This is a genomic window from Bacillus sp. K7, from assembly GCF_053903245.1.
On the sequence record NZ_CP096406.1, the window covers coordinates 3,365,949 to 3,382,785 of the forward strand.

The following is a 16,837-nucleotide window of genomic DNA, read 5'->3' on the forward strand; positions in this document are numbered from 1 at the left end:
TGCTTGCTGAATTATCGTTTATCCAAAAAGCTTTTTTACAACTCTCTTTGTTGACTCGCCTGCTTCTAAATAACAAAACTTACTGTGAAATTTCTGATATTTATCGTTAGCATCGTAATCAAAACTTTCTACATTATCAACAGATTTAATTACTTCCTCTGTAGTCATCAATAACGGTCCAGGAGCTTCATTTTCAAAATTATAATAAAACCCTCTTAATTTATCTCTATATACATCAATATCAGGAACAAAAAAAATGATCGGTTTCTTAAGTGACCCAAAATCAAAAAATACAGAAGAGTAATCAGTAATTAAGATATCTGAAACATAATATAGTTCACGGATATCATTATATCTAGACAGGTCATATGCAAAGTCTTCTAAACCCTCTAAATCAATAACATCAGCCACTAAATAATGCATTCGAAGTACAACAACATATTCATCACCTAGATGTTCTTTTAGTTGTTTTAAATTCAAATGTATATCAAACTTATAAGCGCCTTTTTTATGATATAAATTATCCCGCCACGTAGGCGCATATAAAATCACTTTTTTATTTATATCTATACCAAGCTTCTGTTTTATCTTATTTTTCTCGAAATTAGTTTTTGGTGAAAATAAATAATCATTTCTCGGATAACCAGTCTCTAAGATTTGTTTTTCAAATTGAAAAGCTCGTTTAAAAATTTCGGTCGAATAGGCATTAGGCGAAATCAAATAATCCCATTTGCTTGCTTCCCGCAAAAAATTCTGTTTATACTTCTCCGTTGTTGTTCCGGGCATGTGTACTTCGTCCATGTCATTGGCAAGTTTTTTTAACGGAGTTCCGTGCCATGTTTGTATATACAGTGTATTTTTGGGTTTTGGAATCCATAAAGGAAGACGGCTGTTTGTAATCCAATATTTCGCTGTTGCCATGTACCAAATCCATTTAAAAGAAAACCTTTTTATATATGCCGCGTCAACACCTTCTAATGCTGACAAATACCGTTTATCAATGCTCCATATCAATTTATAACGATATTGATCTTTATTTTCCTGCAGATATTCGTAGATTGCTCGGGGGTTGCAGCTAAACTGCTTTCCAGAATAGCTTTCAAACAAAATCAATTTGTTGTTTCTTGGCAGAAGAGAGAAAATCTTAAAAAGAAATGAATAGCCTCTGATTAATAAACTTCTGCATTTTATAAAAATAAAAGATTTCATCATGAACTCCTTAAAGAGTGAAAAATTTATACTTGCGCAAACAAGAAAAAAAGAAGCAACTGAATTTACTTCAAGCCTCTTTTAGTTAGTGCTTCTATAAACTAGCCATGTCTTTTTTGATCTGGGTAGTTGAAATGCCTTCTGTTCTTGGAAGGTAAACGACCTCACAATATTCCTTTAAGAAATCAAACTTCCCTTCCCAGTCATCGCCGATGACAAATGTGTCGATTCCGTACTTTTGAATATCTGAGATTTTTTGTTCCCAGTTTTTTTCGGGAATGACTTCATTAACAAAATCGATCGTTTCTAAAATGAATTTTCGATGTTCATATGAATGATGCGATTTTTTTTGTTTTTGAAGATTAAATTCATCTGTAGATAATCCTACAATTAAATAGTCACCCAGATCTCTTGCTCTTTCCAGCAGCTTCATATGTCCGTAGTGAAATAAATCAAATGTTCCGTACGTTATCACTTTCTTCATTAGATAACATCACCTTCCAAGCGTTTTCAACTGAGAGTAACAGAAAAAAACCAAAACCTTTAACAGATTGTTTATAATTTCGACATAATTTTCACGTACCTTTAATATTGAACAATAATAGCATAAGTTCCTATAAAAGTTAAGGCACTTTAAAAATGTCAATCGCAAGCATTTTTTGGTATTACCGTTGTATTGTTTTATAAATTCGCAGGACTAATGTCTCAACCATCTCCATTATAACAAGTTTTCTTTTGTGGAAAAATTGATTCTTTTGTCACTCTTTTAAGTGAAACGATTTTCTTTCTGCTGCGTCATTTATTCTGTACGCCCTTGTCATATTAATTCATCGTCAAAACGTGAAGGAATTGTAATGTGAATGTTAAAAGTTCCTAAAGATTTTTGTGGTAAGATAGAGTAAGATGTTTTCAGGCAAAGAGGCTTTAATGAAACTATACGAATGACACGTGATTTTTATAGACATGTAGATGAAAAGGAGGGTTGGTTACGATGCAAACAAAACCCATTAATCAATTAGATTTTGTAGACGGTGAACTAACTTCATTTGTATCACATTTAGAAACGTCATACTTGGACCAGAATAGAGGTGCGTTCATCGTAACAGCGAATCCTGAAATCGGATTTGAAGCGATGCAGAATCCGCGTTATGAAGCGGTTCTTTCGTCTGCTGATTTTATTTTGCCGGATGGCATTGGTGTTGTAATGGTTTCGAAGTTAATCGGGAAGCCGCTTCAATCCAGAATTGCCGGTTATGATTTGTTTACGTCGCTGTTGGATAAAGCTAATCAGAAGAAAAAGCGGGTTTTCTTTTACGGTGCTGCTAAGCATGTCATTGAACAGACAATAGAGCGCGTCGAACGTGATTATCCTGGGATTGAAATTGCCGGATACTCTGACGGCTATGTGAAAGATCAACGTGAGGTGGCGGACCAGATTGCGGCCGCAAATCCAGATATGGTATTTGTCGCGTTAGGTTATCCTAATCAGGAGTTCTTTATCCATCAATACCGCCATTTATTCCCTCAGGCTGTTGCTGCAGGGCTGGGCGGAAGCTTTGATGTGTTCAGCGGCAATGTCAAAAGAGCGCCGTCATTTTTTATCCGTTTTCATCTTGAATGGATGTACAGGCTGATCACCAATCCTGCGCGCTGGAGAAGAATGCTGAGCATTCCTAAGTATGTTACAGCCACGCTGAAGCATGAACGAGCTGCAGCAAAGCCGCAATATACGGGGCAGGTCAAAGATCAATCACGCCATCTGTAATCGGCCTTAAAGGAGTTATGGTATGTAATGAAATGCATGAATCTTTCGCTGGGCCTGAGGACAATCTGTGACAGCCCTTTGGAGCTGATGACAGATTGAAATCCTGGATTGCATTATTTTATTATTTGTTCATCAAAACCATTGGCACATTGCTGTTTTGGGTCAAACCGGGCAAAGAAGTGACGCTTCTGGTTTCCTTTCCTGATAATGCCCGTGCAATCTTAAAGGAATACCAGAAGGGACACTATTCATTTCCCATTCATGTGCTGCTTACCCAGCATGCCAAGTCACTGGAAAAAGAATTTCCTTCTCTTACTGCTTCCGTTATTAACGAAAAACACCCGCTTCATATTTGTAAAGCGGTCTTTTCTATGCTGAGCAGTAAGGCTGTGATCGTTGACAACTATTTTGTTTTGACAACTGTTTTGGCCAGCAGGCCTGAGATTGAGTGTATCCAAGTTTGGCATGCAAACGGGGCGTTTAAGCGATTTGGGTTAAAGGATGTCAACACACAGAACCGTTCGCGGGCTGATGTAAGCCGTTTTCGCAAAGTGTATGCTTCATTTGACCGAATTGTTGTCGGTTCTGAACATATGGCTGGCATATTCAAGGAGTTTTTCGACATAAAAGGTGACCCATTTCTTCGGTTCGGTGTGCCTTTAACCGATGCTTACTATGAGGCACGGGAAAACAGGATTGATCTTAAGAACAAATATCATCTGCCGGCAGACCAAAAAATCATGCTGTATGCGCCGACTTTTAGGGACCATCAGTTCGAAAGCTTTTCCCTGCCGTTTTCAGAAAAGCAGCTGGAGCATGACTTAAAAGGAGAATATGTACTTGCGGTAAAACTCCATCCTGTGATGAAGCATTCTGCTGAATTACCTGAAGATAGCGCGTGGATAAAAGATGTGTCAGATCTCCCTCTTGCAGACCTTTTGAAAATGGGTGATCTGTTAATATCAGATTATTCTTCAGTCCCATTTGAATTCGCGCTCTTGGACAAACCCATTTTGTTTTATGCGTATGATATGGAGGCTTATAACAGAACCCGCGGTTTAATACGGAATTATAAAGAAGTGATTCCCGGGGTTCCTTGCCGTGATTCAAAAATGCTCTTGGACCAGCTGAAAGATATGGACAAGCTCCAATCAGAAGTGGAGCGCTTTTCACGTGAATGGAATCGGTACTCGATAGGGAATGCCAGTAAGCAGCTTTTAAGCTATATAAATGAGAAATTAAGCTGATCTTTATATATAATAGAGATCACTATTGCAAATAATAGGAAAACCTTTTATCAAACATTATGAGTTGTAGCAAGGAAGGAGTCATTTTTATGATTTATGCTGAGATTTTAGCCGGTGGAAAAGGTTCCCGCATGGGGAACGTCAATATGCCAAAACAGTTTTTGCCGTTAAATAAGCGCCCTATTATCATTCACACGGTGGAAAAATTCTTATTAAATGACCGGTTCGATAAGATTTTAATCGTTTCACCTAAAGAGTGGATTAACCATACAAAAGACATTTTAAAGAAATTCATCGGCCATAATGATCGCCTGGTTGTCGTTGAAGGGGGCAGTGACCGTAATGAATCTATTATGAGCGGCATCCGCTATATCGAAAAAGAATTCGGCATTCAGGATGATGACGTGATCATCACTCATGATTCTGTGCGCCCATTTCTGACTCATCGCATTATTGACGAAAACATTGATGCGGTTCTTCAATACGGCGCGGTCGATACTGTGATCTCAGCCATTGATACGATTATTGCTTCAGAAGACCAGGAATTCATTTCTGATATACCTGTCCGCGATAACATGTATCAGGGGCAAACACCGCAAAGCTTTCGGATTAGCACATTGGTTGAGCTTTATAACAAGCTGTCCGATGAACAAAAAGCTGTCTTAACCGATGCTTGCAAGATCTGTTCGTTAGCAGGTGAAAAAGTGAAGCTGGTCCGCGGTGAAGTCTTTAATATTAAAGTAACGACACCATATGACTTAAAGGTGGCTAATGCCATTTTACAGGAGCGAATTTCACAATGATTAATCAAACATATCGTTTAGTTTCTGCCCGACAGTTTGAAGTGACATATAAAGATAAAGTTGTCCATTCTGATAAGGTCGTTATCCGGCCTACCCATTTATCCATCTGCGCTGCCGACCAGCGCTATTATACCGGCTCACGCGGCAAAGAAGCGATGGATAAAAAATTGCCGATGGCTCTGATCCATGAAGGAATCGGGAAAGTCATGTTTGATCCGACAGGCACATTTAAAGTCGGAACCCGGGTTGTTATGGTGCCGAATACACCGGTTGAAGAGCATGAAGTCATCGCGGAGAATTACCTGCGTTCCAGCAGATTCCGTTCAAGCGGCTATGATGGATTTATGCAGGATTATATGTTCATGGCTCCGGATCGGCTCGTTGAACTTCCGGACAGCATTAATCCGCATGTCGCAGCTTTTACTGAGCTTATTACGATTGCCGTTCACGCGCTTTCCCGCTTTGAGCGTATGGCGCACAAGAAGCGTGACACATTCGGTGTCTGGGGAGACGGAAATCTCGGGTTTATCATGACGCTTCTATTGAAGAAGAAATATCCGGACAGCAAAGTGTTTATCTTCGGAAAAACACCTTATAAGCTTGATCATTTTTCTTTTGTTGACGCAGCTTATCAAATTAACGACATTCCTGAGGATGTCAAAATCGACCATGCCTTTGAATGTGTAGGCGGACGAGGCAGTGAAAGCGCAATTGATCAGATCATTGCCCAAGTTCATCCTGAAGCTTGTGTAGCGCTCTTAGGCGTATCTGAATATCCTGTTGAAATCGAAACCAGAATGGTGCTTGAAAAAGGGATTACGCTGATCGGCAGCAGCCGCAGCGGACGCGAGGATTTTGCCCGTACTGTGGACTTTTTAGCTCAATACCCTGAAGTCGTTGATTATTTAGAAACCTTAGTAGGCGGACGTTTCCCGGTACGCAGTATTGAGGAAATTACGAACGCGTTTGAAGCAGATTTGACTTCATCTTGGGGAAAAACTGTTATCGAATGGGACATTTAAACAGTGAAGACATTCCTTACACGAATTGTAAAAGGAGTATTCGGCACTGCTTATAAACTATTGAGCGCCTTATTACCAGTACAGCACAATAAAGTTGTCATCGCTTCCTATCGTGAGGATCATTTAGGTGATAATTTTAAAGATGTGTATGAAAAGCTGAAGCAAGATCCGTCTCTTCGCATCGTCCTGCTTTTCCGCAAGATGGATAAGGGGCTGATTGGACGAGCTGCATATTTGCTTCACCTTTTCAGCTCTTTATATCACCTTGCCACATGCCGTGTGCTTTTGTTAGATGATTATTATTTTCCTTTGTATGTTGTGCCAAAACGAAAGGAAACGGTCGCCATCCAGCTTTGGCATGCTTGCGGCGCGTTTAAAAAATTCGGCTACAGCATTGTGGACAAGCCGTTCGGCCCTTCTTCTGATTATCTGAAGATTGTTCCCGTGCATTCTAACTATGATTATGCCGTTGTCAGTGCACCAGCTGCCGTGCCGCACTTTGCCGAAGCCTTTCAAATGGAGCAAAAGCAGATTTTGCCGCTGGGCATTCCAAGGACGGATTATTTTTATCATCAGGAACATATTCGCCATGTACTGGATGAGTTTCATCAGGTTTATCCAGAACTTAAACATAAGAAAAAGCTTTTGTATGCTCCTACTTTTAGAGGCAGCGGACATCATCAAGAGGGTGACGCTACCCCGCTTGATCTGCTACAATTAAAATCGGCGCTAAACCATAAAGATTATGTCGTGATGCTCCATCTTCATCCGTATATGCGCAATCAAGCGCGCACGGAAGAGGATGATTTTGTGCTGGATTTAACCGATTCGTACTCTTTGTACGATTTGATGGCAATCTCCGATGGGCTGATAACCGATTATTCTTCAGTCATTTTCGAATACAGCCTGCTGAAACGTCCAATGTATTTTTACTGTCCGGATTTAGAAGACTACTTGAAAGAACGTGATTTTTACTATCCGTTTGAATCGTTTGTTCCCGGGCCAATTTCGAAAGATGTTCCATCGCTTGTTCACGATATCGAGAGTGATCATGAGGCTGATACGAAGCGGATTGAGGCTTTTTCACAAACATTTATTACCCATCAGGACGGCAAATCTTCAGAACGGGTAGCCGATTTTATTTCATCATTTTTAACATCTGGTGCCGATTAGGAGAAAGTGAGGTACAAAGTGAAGCTGGCCAGAAAGATTAAGAACAGACTTTTCAGATCAAAAAAGAGAACGAAAACAGAAGATACAGCTTTCAGTGTCCATCCGACAGATAACAGGGTTTTTTCTCTTTTCGATAAAACCAAGCGAATTGAAGAAAACCAGCAAGTCCCTGTCAGAAAAATTTCTGAGTTTTCTTGGAATGGATCAATTCTTAAAATTGCAGGTTATATGTATATCAAGGGCCTGCCTCTTCAAAAAGAAGATCAGGTACGAAAACGTTTATTATTGGTGCACAACGGTGTTTTATTTACAGCTGTTTCGCTGCGGGACATTCGGGTAGATCAGCTGTCAATCGATACTTCTAATGTGCCTGGAGCTTATAAGTGGGCAGGATTTTCACAGCAGATTAACTTTTCTAAGCTGATGAATGACAAACCGCTTCCGCAGGGCGAATATAAGCTGTTTCTAGAAATTGAAGCTGTAGATGACCAGAATGTCAAACACCAGGAAGTGCATACGGTCGGAAACGTCAGCAATTTCCTCTCTAATGATGTCTATGCCACAAAAATGGAGTTTCATTCTGCTAAAAAGCTGATGAAGTTCAATTTAATTGTGAACTATGATGAGGGCGAAAAGACGATTAACCTGTCTTGCAACAAACTGCAGGAAATTGATCCAAGCCTTTTGGAACTGGACACCGGAAGAGAAGCGAACCGCTTTTTGCGCAAGCTGAATACGAGCTTATTTCATTTTGCTTATGATGTGTTCCGCCTGCTGCCGATTAAGTCCAATAAGATCGTCTTTGCTTCTGACAGCCGGCTTGATTTGACAGGCAACTTCGAATTTGTTTATGAAGAACTGCTAAAGCGCGAAGAAAACTTTGATTTCAAATTTTTCTTAAAGAGCAGCATTCGAGACAGAAAAAGCCTGTCTGAACTGATGTCCATGGCTTATCATTTTGCGACAAGCAAAATTATTTTTATAGATGATTTTTATCCGATTATTTATCCGCTAAAAATCCGTAAAAATGCGGACCTTGTCCAATTATGGCATGCTGTCGGCGCCTTTAAAACATTCGGCTACAGCCGAATCGGGCTGCCGGGAGGACCGTCGCCGCATTCGAAAAACCATAGAAACTACACCAAGGTGATTGTAAGCTCTGAGAATATACGAAAACATTATGCAGAGGGCTTTGGCGTAGATATTGAGAACGTCATCGCTACCGGCGTGCCGCGAACAGACTTTTTCTTTGATGAAGCGAAGAAGGCATTTGTAAAAGAACGTCTTTATACGGAATATCCGTTTCTGAAGGACAAGAAGGTCATTCTTTTTGCACCAACCTTCCGCGGAAACGGTCAGCAATCCGCTCATTATCCTTTTGAAGTGCTTGATTTTGACCGTCTGTATCATGAGTTAAAGGATGAGTATATCTTCTTATTTAAGATTCATCCATTCGTTCGAAACGATGCCAATATTCCTTATCAGTACAGCGATTTCTTTTATGATTTTTCTTCGTTTAGGGAAATCAATGAGCTATTGCTCGTAACAGATGTTCTGATTACGGATTACTCTTCTGTGTGCTTTGAGTATGCTTTATTAAATAAACCGATGATTTTCTTCAGCTATGATGTAGATGACTATATTCGCAAACGTGATTTCTATTACGATTACTTTGACTTTATTCCTGGTCCGCTTGCGAAAACGTCTGATCAAATGATTTCGATCATTAAGGAAGAGAAGTATAACTTTGAGCAAATTGATTCATTTGTTCATTATTTCTTCGACGATCTTGACGGAAAAGCAAGTGAACGTGTGATCGATCAAATTGTCTTTCCTCAGGAAGAGGAGCCATTAGAAGATAAAGTCCTTAAAAGATAAAGCAAAACCACCTTTTGCAAACGCAAAAGGTGGTTTTTTTATTGATACTCCGGAACATCATAGTAAAGCGTATAACCGTCCAGCAATGAATACAGGCTGTACATGCGGTTTACTTGTTTGTACGCCCAGCCGATGTCTGTTGCGTATTGGTGAGTCGCAGTGGCTGACCATCTCATTTTGTATAGTGTGTCCTGATTGTAAGCTGTGTTGTGTATATACGATGAGCCTATAAATTTGGCCCCGCCGATAATGGCTGCTTCTGGTGTGAACCAGCCTTGCTCGTACGCATATTTGGCGCCATAGTAATTCGGGTTTCTATCGTATGCGCCTATTCCGTACATGTTATATACGGTTTTTCCGTTATAGGTTAATCCATTGGCTAATTCGGATGTTCCGTTTCCTGTTTCGAGGAGAGCGTGTGAGATTAAATATAGCTCGTTGATGCCGTATTGTTTGGCGGCATCGATAAATGCCTTTGCTTTCCCTGTCAGAATGCCTTTACCCGCAAGCACTTTCTGATTGACTTCAGTGATGCTGAGTCCGGCTGTCTGTGACAGCTTGAGAAATTGGAAGTAGTATTTACTGTCTCTGGAAAAGTTATTCGGATCTACATATTGAACCACTTCATCACTGCTTGCGTTTCGCCAGCCCAAATTGATTTTGGCCCAGCCATTGATCTGGCCGATGATTTTTACCTTATCGCCTTTTTTAAATTGGCCGATCACGTTCGTCGGGATGACTTCCGGCGTTGACCTGATATTCAGAACATCAGCTGTGACCGTTGATGTTGCTGCATGAATATAAGTGAGTGATACGTAAGCGGCTCCATCTGTTTGCGGGCTGACTGTCATTTGTTTTTGGACCATCTCACGAAGCGAGAGATTGTAATTTGTTTTCATAATTTGCGGCCCGTTTTTAATTTTTACGATAGATGATGCCCATCCGTATAATTGTTTTAGCTTCGTTGCTGCCGCAGCAGCTTCATTATTGCCTGTGAACTGTTTGTTTAAGCTGATGTTATAAATCGTATTGCTTTTGGTTGTGTAACTTGGGTTTAAGCTTTGGGCTTTCAGATAGGTTATCCCATTAGTCAATGCTGTTTTGCTGCTGATCTGGGCTGTTACGATTTTGTATTGTGTATATGCCGTCTCGCCTGTTTTTGCTGTTGTGCCGGCGGCATTGTTTTGGTTGAATAGCGCTAAAACGCGGTCAATGTCTTCTTGGCTGATGATGGCTTCAGTTATAATTTGATAGCTGCTCGCTGTGGTCTGACCGGTTTTTTGGCTAGATGCTGATATGTGATTAGATTGAAAAAATGTGAGTGCCTGATTGACTTTCTTGGCATCAAGCAGAGCTTCAGTTGTAATTGTAAACGTGTTTGCGATTTGTTTTTTGACTGACTTTGCGGAAGCGCTCAGCTGATTTTTCTTTAACATGTTCAAGCCCTTTGTCACTTTTGCTTGATCTGATGTTTCTTCCGAGATGAGCTGATATTGGTTCTCCGCAGTTATTCCAGTTGCTTTTTTCGCTGCCTTTACTTTTTTCTGAGTAAAGAAGGCTGCGGCTTTGTTTGCTTGCTGCTCGCCTAAAATTTTTGCCGTCGTTATTTGATAGGCTGTAGATGTTGTCGTTTTTTTGATGCTGGATGACGTGTAGCTCCATTTTTTCTTTTTAAAGAAAGTGTTCACTTTTTGCAGCTGCTGTTTCGTTAAACCCTTCATATTCACAACATATGATGTGCTTTTGCCAACCTTTTGATAGCTGCCGGATACGCCGGTGTTTTTCTTGATTTGGCTAATGGCGTCCTTGACTGTATTCAGCCCTTTGAAATAAGCTGATTGGACGTTGTATGTCTCAGCAGTTGTTTTTTGATTGATTGGCTTGTAGCTTCCTGTAATACCCGTGGTTTGTTTCAATTGAGTTAATAGATTCTTGGCATTCGCTTCACCTGATATGGCGGCTGTAGTGAATGTATAATAAGCTTGTCCTTTCACCGTTTCTTTTAATGAAGCCTTAAGCCCCGATTCCTTTTGGAAGGCATTTTTGATCTGCTCTGCTTTGCTGTCTCCTACGATTGCGCCTGATTGAATGGTTGTCATAGACACCGTATGTGAGACGGGCTGATACGAGCTTTTAATTCCCGTTTGCTTAGCCAGACTCTGGACAAGCGCCTTCACTTTTGTCTCTTCAGGGATTTCTGATGTGATAACGTTCACATAGGACTGGGCTGTTCCGGACGCTTTTACAGCGCCAGCCACTCCCGTTTCTTGTTTAAGCTTGGCCAGCAATGTGTTTGCCTGCTTTTCATCCGAAATGGTGCCTGAGGTGATGGTGACATACGGCTGCTTGCTTCCGACAGGGCTAGTCGTGCCTGTAATCGCTGTCTGTTTGGTGAGCCCGCTTAGGATAGCTTTCGCCTCTGCTTCGCTATGTATGCCAGGAGCGGAAATTTGGTACGTCGTTGTTGTGCCTGAAGCCTGATAAGAAGCATCCCAGCCAGTGTCTTTTTCCAGCTTGGCGACAGCCTGGGAGGCTTGGCTTTCTGTACTGAACGTTTTACTCGGCTCTATCTCATATATCGAGTAGTCGGTATAGGCTGCAGCCTGTGCGGCAGAACCGGATATGGCAAAAAAGGCAAGGGACGCGGCGGACAGAAGCATCGGTGCGATTAATCTCTTTTTCATTCCTTCTCCTCTTTCTTATTCAATGAGTATATAAAACTAGTTTATTTATCGGCACGCGTATGCTTCATTTATAGGTGAATCCCTTCCATTTTTTAATAAAAAAACTTAATCTCGAAGTGAGATTAAGTTTACATATGAGACACGATCAGTGTACAAGTTCCTTTAATCGTAAAATCGGGCATTTGAGCGGGCAGGATCAAGTGATCTCCTTTTTTGAGCGGACATGTTTTATCTTCATACGTCAGTGAACCGCTGCCTTCTATTACGCTGCAAAGCAGGAAGGCTTCATCCTGAGAGAGCTCAGCCTCGCCATCTATGTCCCATTTATATACCGAAAAATATTCCCCTTGGACAAATGTTTTAATGGTTATTCCTTTTCTTGACTCGGTTGATTCGTCTATATATCCGTCCACATGGGGAACCGTTGCCGCGTTGATCGCTTTGGCAAAGTGAAGCTCTCTCGGACTCCCATTGTGATCAAGGCGGTCATAGTCGTACACCCGGTATGTGGCATCTGAATTTTGCTGTATTTCTAACACAAGCGCCCCCTTGCACAATGCGTGCAGCGTTCCGCTCGGCACATAATAGAAATCACCAGGTTTCATTTTGATTCTTCGCAGCAGGCCTTCCCAGTCACCGCTGTTGATCATTGTGACTAATTCTGTTTTTGAGCGGGCCGTATGCCCATAAATCATCTCCGCGTTTTCTTTACAGTCGATGATGTACCAGCATTCTGTCTTGCCAAGCTCCCCCTCTTCATTTTCTCCGGCATAATAATCATCAGGGTGAACTTTTATCGACATATCTTCCTTCACGTCCAGAAGTTTTGTCAGAAGCGGAAATCGATCCCCCTCCACGCCGCCAAATAGTTCACGGTGGTCTTCCCAAAGCTCGATCAATGTCTTTCCTTTATACAGGCCATTCGCTACAGTGCTCGATCCTTTTGGATGGCCGGAAATGGCCCAGCATTCTCCCGTTGTTTCGGAAGGAATGCCGTATCCGAATTGATCTCGTAAAGCGGTGCCGCCCCAGATTTTCTCTTTAAAAACAGGCGTTAGAAAAATCGGTGATTGTGTCATGATCCGTACCCCTCCCCTGTAAATAACTTGTCATTATTTTCCCGGTGCGCCCCCCTTGCAAACGCCCGTATAAGCTGCCGGTTTTCCTATGACAACATATGTACAAAGCATCATCTTTTTAGCAACCCCGTTAAAGAAAACGCTTCCTTTTTATTATATCATGCCAAAAAGCAGCTTTGTTTCAAGCTTTTCCTTAATAAGAATAATTGTCCTTTTTTGATACAAATTAATAAAAACCGTCAATTTTGATAAGGAGTGAACCTATGCAAATCGATCCTGATCTCCAGAACAATTTAGAGACCCTCAAAAAAACGTTGGGGCAAAACGACGATATGATGTTTTATACATTTGCTTTCGGAGACAGAAGACAGAAGGCGTGTTTACTGTATATTGACGGTCTGACAGAGAATAAAATGCTGGCGCAATACGTTATTTCTCCTCTACAACGTGAAGCGTTATCCCATCGAGAAAGCTCGATTGAAGATTTATCCGCCTTTTTTTTCGGTTTTCACCACATTGTTGTCAGCACAATGAAAGAAATAGAGCAGCTCGTTTTTACAGGGAAAGCTATTTTGCTGGCTGACGGCTATTGCGGAGGATTAGCTTTTGACACGAAAACATTAAAAACACGCAGTCTTGAAGAACCTTCATCCGAAATCGTTGAACGCGGTGCGAAAATAGGATTTATTGAAAAGCTGCGGACAAACACAGCGCTTTTGCGTGAACGGACAAGTGACCCTAACCTTGTCATAAAGGAAATGATCCTCGGAAAAAGGACGAAAAAGAAAATCGCTGTCGCTTATATTTATGATATTTCTCCTGACTACGTTGTAAAAGAGGTGTTTGAAAGGCTGGAACAGGTCAAGATAGATGATGTGCCGGAATCAGGCACGCTTGAACAGCTGATTGAGGATGAACCACTTTCGATCTTTCCCACGATATTAAGCACAGAACGGCCTGATCGTGTAGTTGCTTCTCTGTTAGAAGGGCGAGTAGCCATATTGGTAGATGGCACGCCGTTCGCTTTGATTGTGCCCGCTACGGTTGATGAATTTATTCATTCACCGGACGATTACAGCCAGCGCTGGGTTCCAATGTCACTTATACGCCTTCTTCGTTATTCCAGCATCCTGATCACCATTTATTTGCCCGGCCTGTATATTTCTCTCGTTTCTTTCCACACCGGTCTTTTGCCGACAAGAATGGCGATATCCATTGCAGGCAGCCGGCTTAATGTGCCGTTTCCGCCTTTCTTAGAAGCCTTTTTTATGATCTTTACAATCGAGCTGATCAGAGAAGCCGGATTGAGACTGCCAAAACCGATCGGACAGACGATTGGCCTCATCGGCGGAGTTGTCATAGGACAAGCCGCTGTCCAGGCGCAAATCGTCAGCGCGTTGATGGTCATTGTCGTTTCTGTCACTGCACTGGCATCCTTTACCGTTCCTTCATACGCCTATAACTTTCCGCTGCGGATTATTCGGATTGGGGCCATGCTCAGTGCGGCAGCGCTTGGCATGTATGGAGTGATTATGGTTTATCTGTTTGTGATCGGCCATTTAATGCGCCTGAAAAGTTTTGGCCAGGATTACATTATTCCGATTATGGCACAGCCCGGACAGGATTTGAAAGACACAGTGATCCGCATTCCAACTCTATTTTTAAAAAGAAGGCCGACACGAAACGATCCAGAAGATAACATCAGACAAAGGTGATGGCTATGAAGAAATCAGAGCATAAACTGACATTTATGCAGACGCTTATTATGGTAAGCAGCACGCTGATCGGCGCCGGTGTCTTAACCCTTCCCCGATCAGCAGCTGAAACCGACAGTCCTAGCGGATGGATTATGATCCTGCTCCAAGGCGTAATATTTATTATCATCGCTCTGCTCTTTTTGCCTTTCCTTCAAAAAAACAGCGGAAAAACACTATTTAGGCTCAACCGCACCGTGGCCGGTAAATGGGTAGGGACTTTATTGAATTTGCTTATCTGTCTATATTTCATTGGAATCGTTTGCTACCAAGCACGGATTTTAGGAGAGGTCGTCGGATTCTTTCTATTGAAAAATACGCCAATGTCAGTTGTCGTGTTTCTATTTCTTGCAGTTGCCATCTATCACGTGGGCGGAGGCGTTTATCCAATTGCAAAGGTATACGCTTATATATTTCCTATCACCCTTATCATTTTTATGATGCTCCTAATGTTCAGCTTTCGCTTGTTCCAGCTTGATTTTATCCGGCCAGTATTTGAAGGGGGATATCAAAGTTTTTTCTCTTTATTTCCCAAAACGCTTTTATATTTCTCGGGATTTGAAATCATTTTTTATCTTGTCCCGTTTATGAGAGATCCGAAGCAAGCGAAAAAGGCTGTCGCTTTAGGCATCGCGACTTCCACCGTGTTCTACAGCATTACATTGTTTATTGTAATTGGCTGTATGACTGTAGCTGAGGCAAAAACAGTGACATGGCCGACCATTTCTCTTATTCACGCACTAGAGGTTCCTGGCATTTTTATTGAACGTTTTGACCTGTTCCTGCAGCTGACCTGGACAGCACAGCAGTTTGCCTGTATGCTCGGGTCCTTCAAAGGGGCCCATATCGGTTTAACAGAAATCTTTCATCTGAAAAATAAAAACAATCCATGGCTCTTGGCGGCAATGCTGGCTGCTACATATTTCATTACGATGTATCCCAAGGACCTGAATGACGTATTTTATTACGGGACACTTCTCGGATATGTTTTTTTATTTGTAATTTTAATCCCATTCTTCACCTGGTTTGTAAGCTGGGTACAGAAAAAACTTGGGAGGGGGCGGCTTGGATGAAGATCATAATAAAACTTGCGGTCATGTTTCTCATGCTGCAGATGCTCTGCGGGTGCTGGGATGTCAAAAATATAGAGAAACTATCCTTCGCCAGAGGACTGGCAATTGATGAGACAGAGGATGATCAGTATAAATTAATGTACCAAAACCTTCTGCCCCAAAGTGAAGACAGCCAAGCATCCGGTAAACCTGAATTTGTTCATGTGACATCCAACGGGAAAACCATTCTGGAAGCAGTCAGTGATGTATCTATCAAGGACCCTCCTATTTATAGCGATCATTTAAAAGTGATTCTTTTGGGAGAAAAACTGATGAAGAATCAAAGCATAGATCAAGTCCTTAACCATTTTATTCGAGATGACGAGCTGCGGCGAAGCAGCTATTTGATGGCAGCCAAAGGGAAAGCGGCTGATATCTTCACAAAAGGAAGCCCCAACCAGCAGCAGCCGATGCCCACCGAAAAACTGATTGATCTGACAACTCACAGAGGATATAACGGTAAGATTATGATGCCGCTTCGCATCGGCAGAGCCTCCGTATATTGCCAAAATGGCTACAGCTTCCTCATTCAAGCCGTGAAAAACCAAAAGGGAAAAGCAAAGTATGATGGGGCGGGCATTATTAAAAGCGGCAGCAATAAACTCGTTGGATTTCTGTCAGCAGATGAAACACAAGCGCTGACATGGGTCATGGGGACGATTCAAGGCGGCGTCATGCCAACGACAGATAAAGGACATCCAATTACGTTTGAGATCAAAAAATCAAAAACGAAAATCAAGCCGACCATTAAAAACGGAAAGCCTGTTTTTCAGATTTCTGTCCAAACAAAGGGCATCCTGACAGAAGACCAAACCCCAAAAGAAAACTCCTTTAGCAAGAGCTATTTGAACAGGCTGGAAAATATTTTCGAGAAAAAACTTGAGCGCGATGTAAAGAAGGTCATGAATAAACTGCAGCACGAGTATAAAACCGATCCGGTTTTTTTATCCGACCATATTCGGGTTCAATACCCAGAATACTGGCATAAGGTAAAAGGACATTGGGATGACGTATTTTCTGAGGCAGATCTCACTTACGATATTTCTTTCAAAATCATTAACTTCGGCACAGTAGGAAAGTGAGCCATAGCAAAAGGGTGCGCAGGATCGCG

General features: G+C 41.7%; 13 protein-coding genes. 9 read left to right on the forward strand and 4 right to left on the reverse strand.

Annotated features, from left to right (window positions below):
* Positions 1-18 precede the first annotated feature (18 nt).
* Positions 19-1,209 carry a CDP-glycerol glycerophosphotransferase family protein gene (locus M1D98_RS17195; protein ID WP_268552125.1) on the reverse strand — a complete coding sequence of 397 codons (1,191 nt, stop codon included), beginning with the start codon at positions 1,207-1,209 and terminating at the stop codon, positions 19-21.
* 94 nt (positions 1,210-1,303) lie between these two features.
* Complete coding sequence (tagD, locus tag M1D98_RS17200; RefSeq protein ID WP_435576281.1) at positions 1,304-1,693, reverse strand: glycerol-3-phosphate cytidylyltransferase; 390 nt, start codon at positions 1,691-1,693, stop codon at positions 1,304-1,306.
* Between the two features lie 507 nt (positions 1,694-2,200).
* Between tagD and M1D98_RS17205 the strand changes: the two genes are divergently transcribed.
* The 6 genes from M1D98_RS17205 (at position 2,201) to M1D98_RS17230 (ending at position 9,097) form a co-directional block, all read left to right on the forward strand.
* Complete coding sequence (locus tag M1D98_RS17205) at positions 2,201-2,974, forward strand: WecB/TagA/CpsF family glycosyltransferase (protein WP_010328809.1); 774 nt, start codon at positions 2,201-2,203, stop codon at positions 2,972-2,974.
* 95 nt (positions 2,975-3,069) lie between these two features.
* The gene (locus tag M1D98_RS17210; protein WP_435576282.1) at positions 3,070-4,221 is read left to right on the forward strand and encodes a CDP-glycerol glycerophosphotransferase family protein; all 1,152 of its coding nucleotides are present in this window, start codon (positions 3,070-3,072) and stop codon (positions 4,219-4,221) included.
* 89 nt (positions 4,222-4,310) lie between these two features.
* Positions 4,311-5,024, forward strand: a complete 714-nt coding sequence (locus M1D98_RS17215; RefSeq protein ID WP_010328811.1) for an IspD/TarI family cytidylyltransferase — start codon at positions 4,311-4,313, stop codon at positions 5,022-5,024.
* A complete protein-coding gene (locus tag M1D98_RS17220; protein WP_087991723.1) occupies positions 5,021-6,046 on the forward strand; it encodes a ribitol-5-phosphate dehydrogenase in 1,026 nt (341 codons plus the stop codon). The genes M1D98_RS17215 and M1D98_RS17220 overlap by 4 nt, the downstream gene beginning before the upstream one ends.
* A gap of 3 nt (positions 6,047-6,049) precedes the next feature.
* Positions 6,050-7,219 carry a CDP-glycerol glycerophosphotransferase family protein gene (locus M1D98_RS17225; RefSeq protein ID WP_456279779.1) on the forward strand — a complete coding sequence of 390 codons (1,170 nt, stop codon included), beginning with the start codon at positions 6,050-6,052 and terminating at the stop codon, positions 7,217-7,219.
* 18 nt (positions 7,220-7,237) lie between these two features.
* Positions 7,238-9,097 carry a CDP-glycerol glycerophosphotransferase family protein gene (locus tag M1D98_RS17230; protein ID WP_326980723.1) on the forward strand — a complete coding sequence of 620 codons (1,860 nt, stop codon included), beginning with the start codon at positions 7,238-7,240 and terminating at the stop codon, positions 9,095-9,097.
* A gap of 38 nt (positions 9,098-9,135) precedes the next feature.
* Here the strand turns inward: M1D98_RS17230 and M1D98_RS17235 are convergent, their stop codons facing one another.
* Positions 9,136-11,781: an N-acetylglucosaminidase gene (locus M1D98_RS17235; protein ID WP_456279780.1), complete on the reverse strand. Its 2,646-nt coding sequence runs from the start codon at positions 11,779-11,781 to the stop codon at positions 9,136-9,138.
* A gap of 128 nt (positions 11,782-11,909) precedes the next feature.
* Positions 11,910-12,860: a mannose-6-phosphate isomerase, class I gene (gene manA / locus M1D98_RS17240; RefSeq protein WP_268559139.1), complete on the reverse strand. Its 951-nt coding sequence runs from the start codon at positions 12,858-12,860 to the stop codon at positions 11,910-11,912.
* 263 nt (positions 12,861-13,123) lie between these two features.
* Between manA and M1D98_RS17245 the strand changes: the two genes are divergently transcribed.
* The 3 genes from M1D98_RS17245 to M1D98_RS17255 are packed head-to-tail and all read left to right on the forward strand — an operon-like array spanning position 13,124 to position 16,808.
* Positions 13,124-14,575: a spore germination protein gene (locus tag M1D98_RS17245; RefSeq protein WP_456279781.1), complete on the forward strand. Its 1,452-nt coding sequence runs from the start codon at positions 13,124-13,126 to the stop codon at positions 14,573-14,575.
* 5 nt (positions 14,576-14,580) lie between these two features.
* Positions 14,581-15,687: a spore germination protein gene (locus M1D98_RS17250; protein WP_268559140.1), complete on the forward strand. Its 1,107-nt coding sequence runs from the start codon at positions 14,581-14,583 to the stop codon at positions 15,685-15,687.
* Complete coding sequence (locus tag M1D98_RS17255; RefSeq protein WP_121643415.1) at positions 15,684-16,808, forward strand: Ger(x)C family spore germination protein; 1,125 nt, start codon at positions 15,684-15,686, stop codon at positions 16,806-16,808. Before M1D98_RS17250 ends, M1D98_RS17255 begins: the two co-directional genes overlap by 4 nt.
* Positions 16,809-16,837 lie beyond the last annotated feature (29 nt).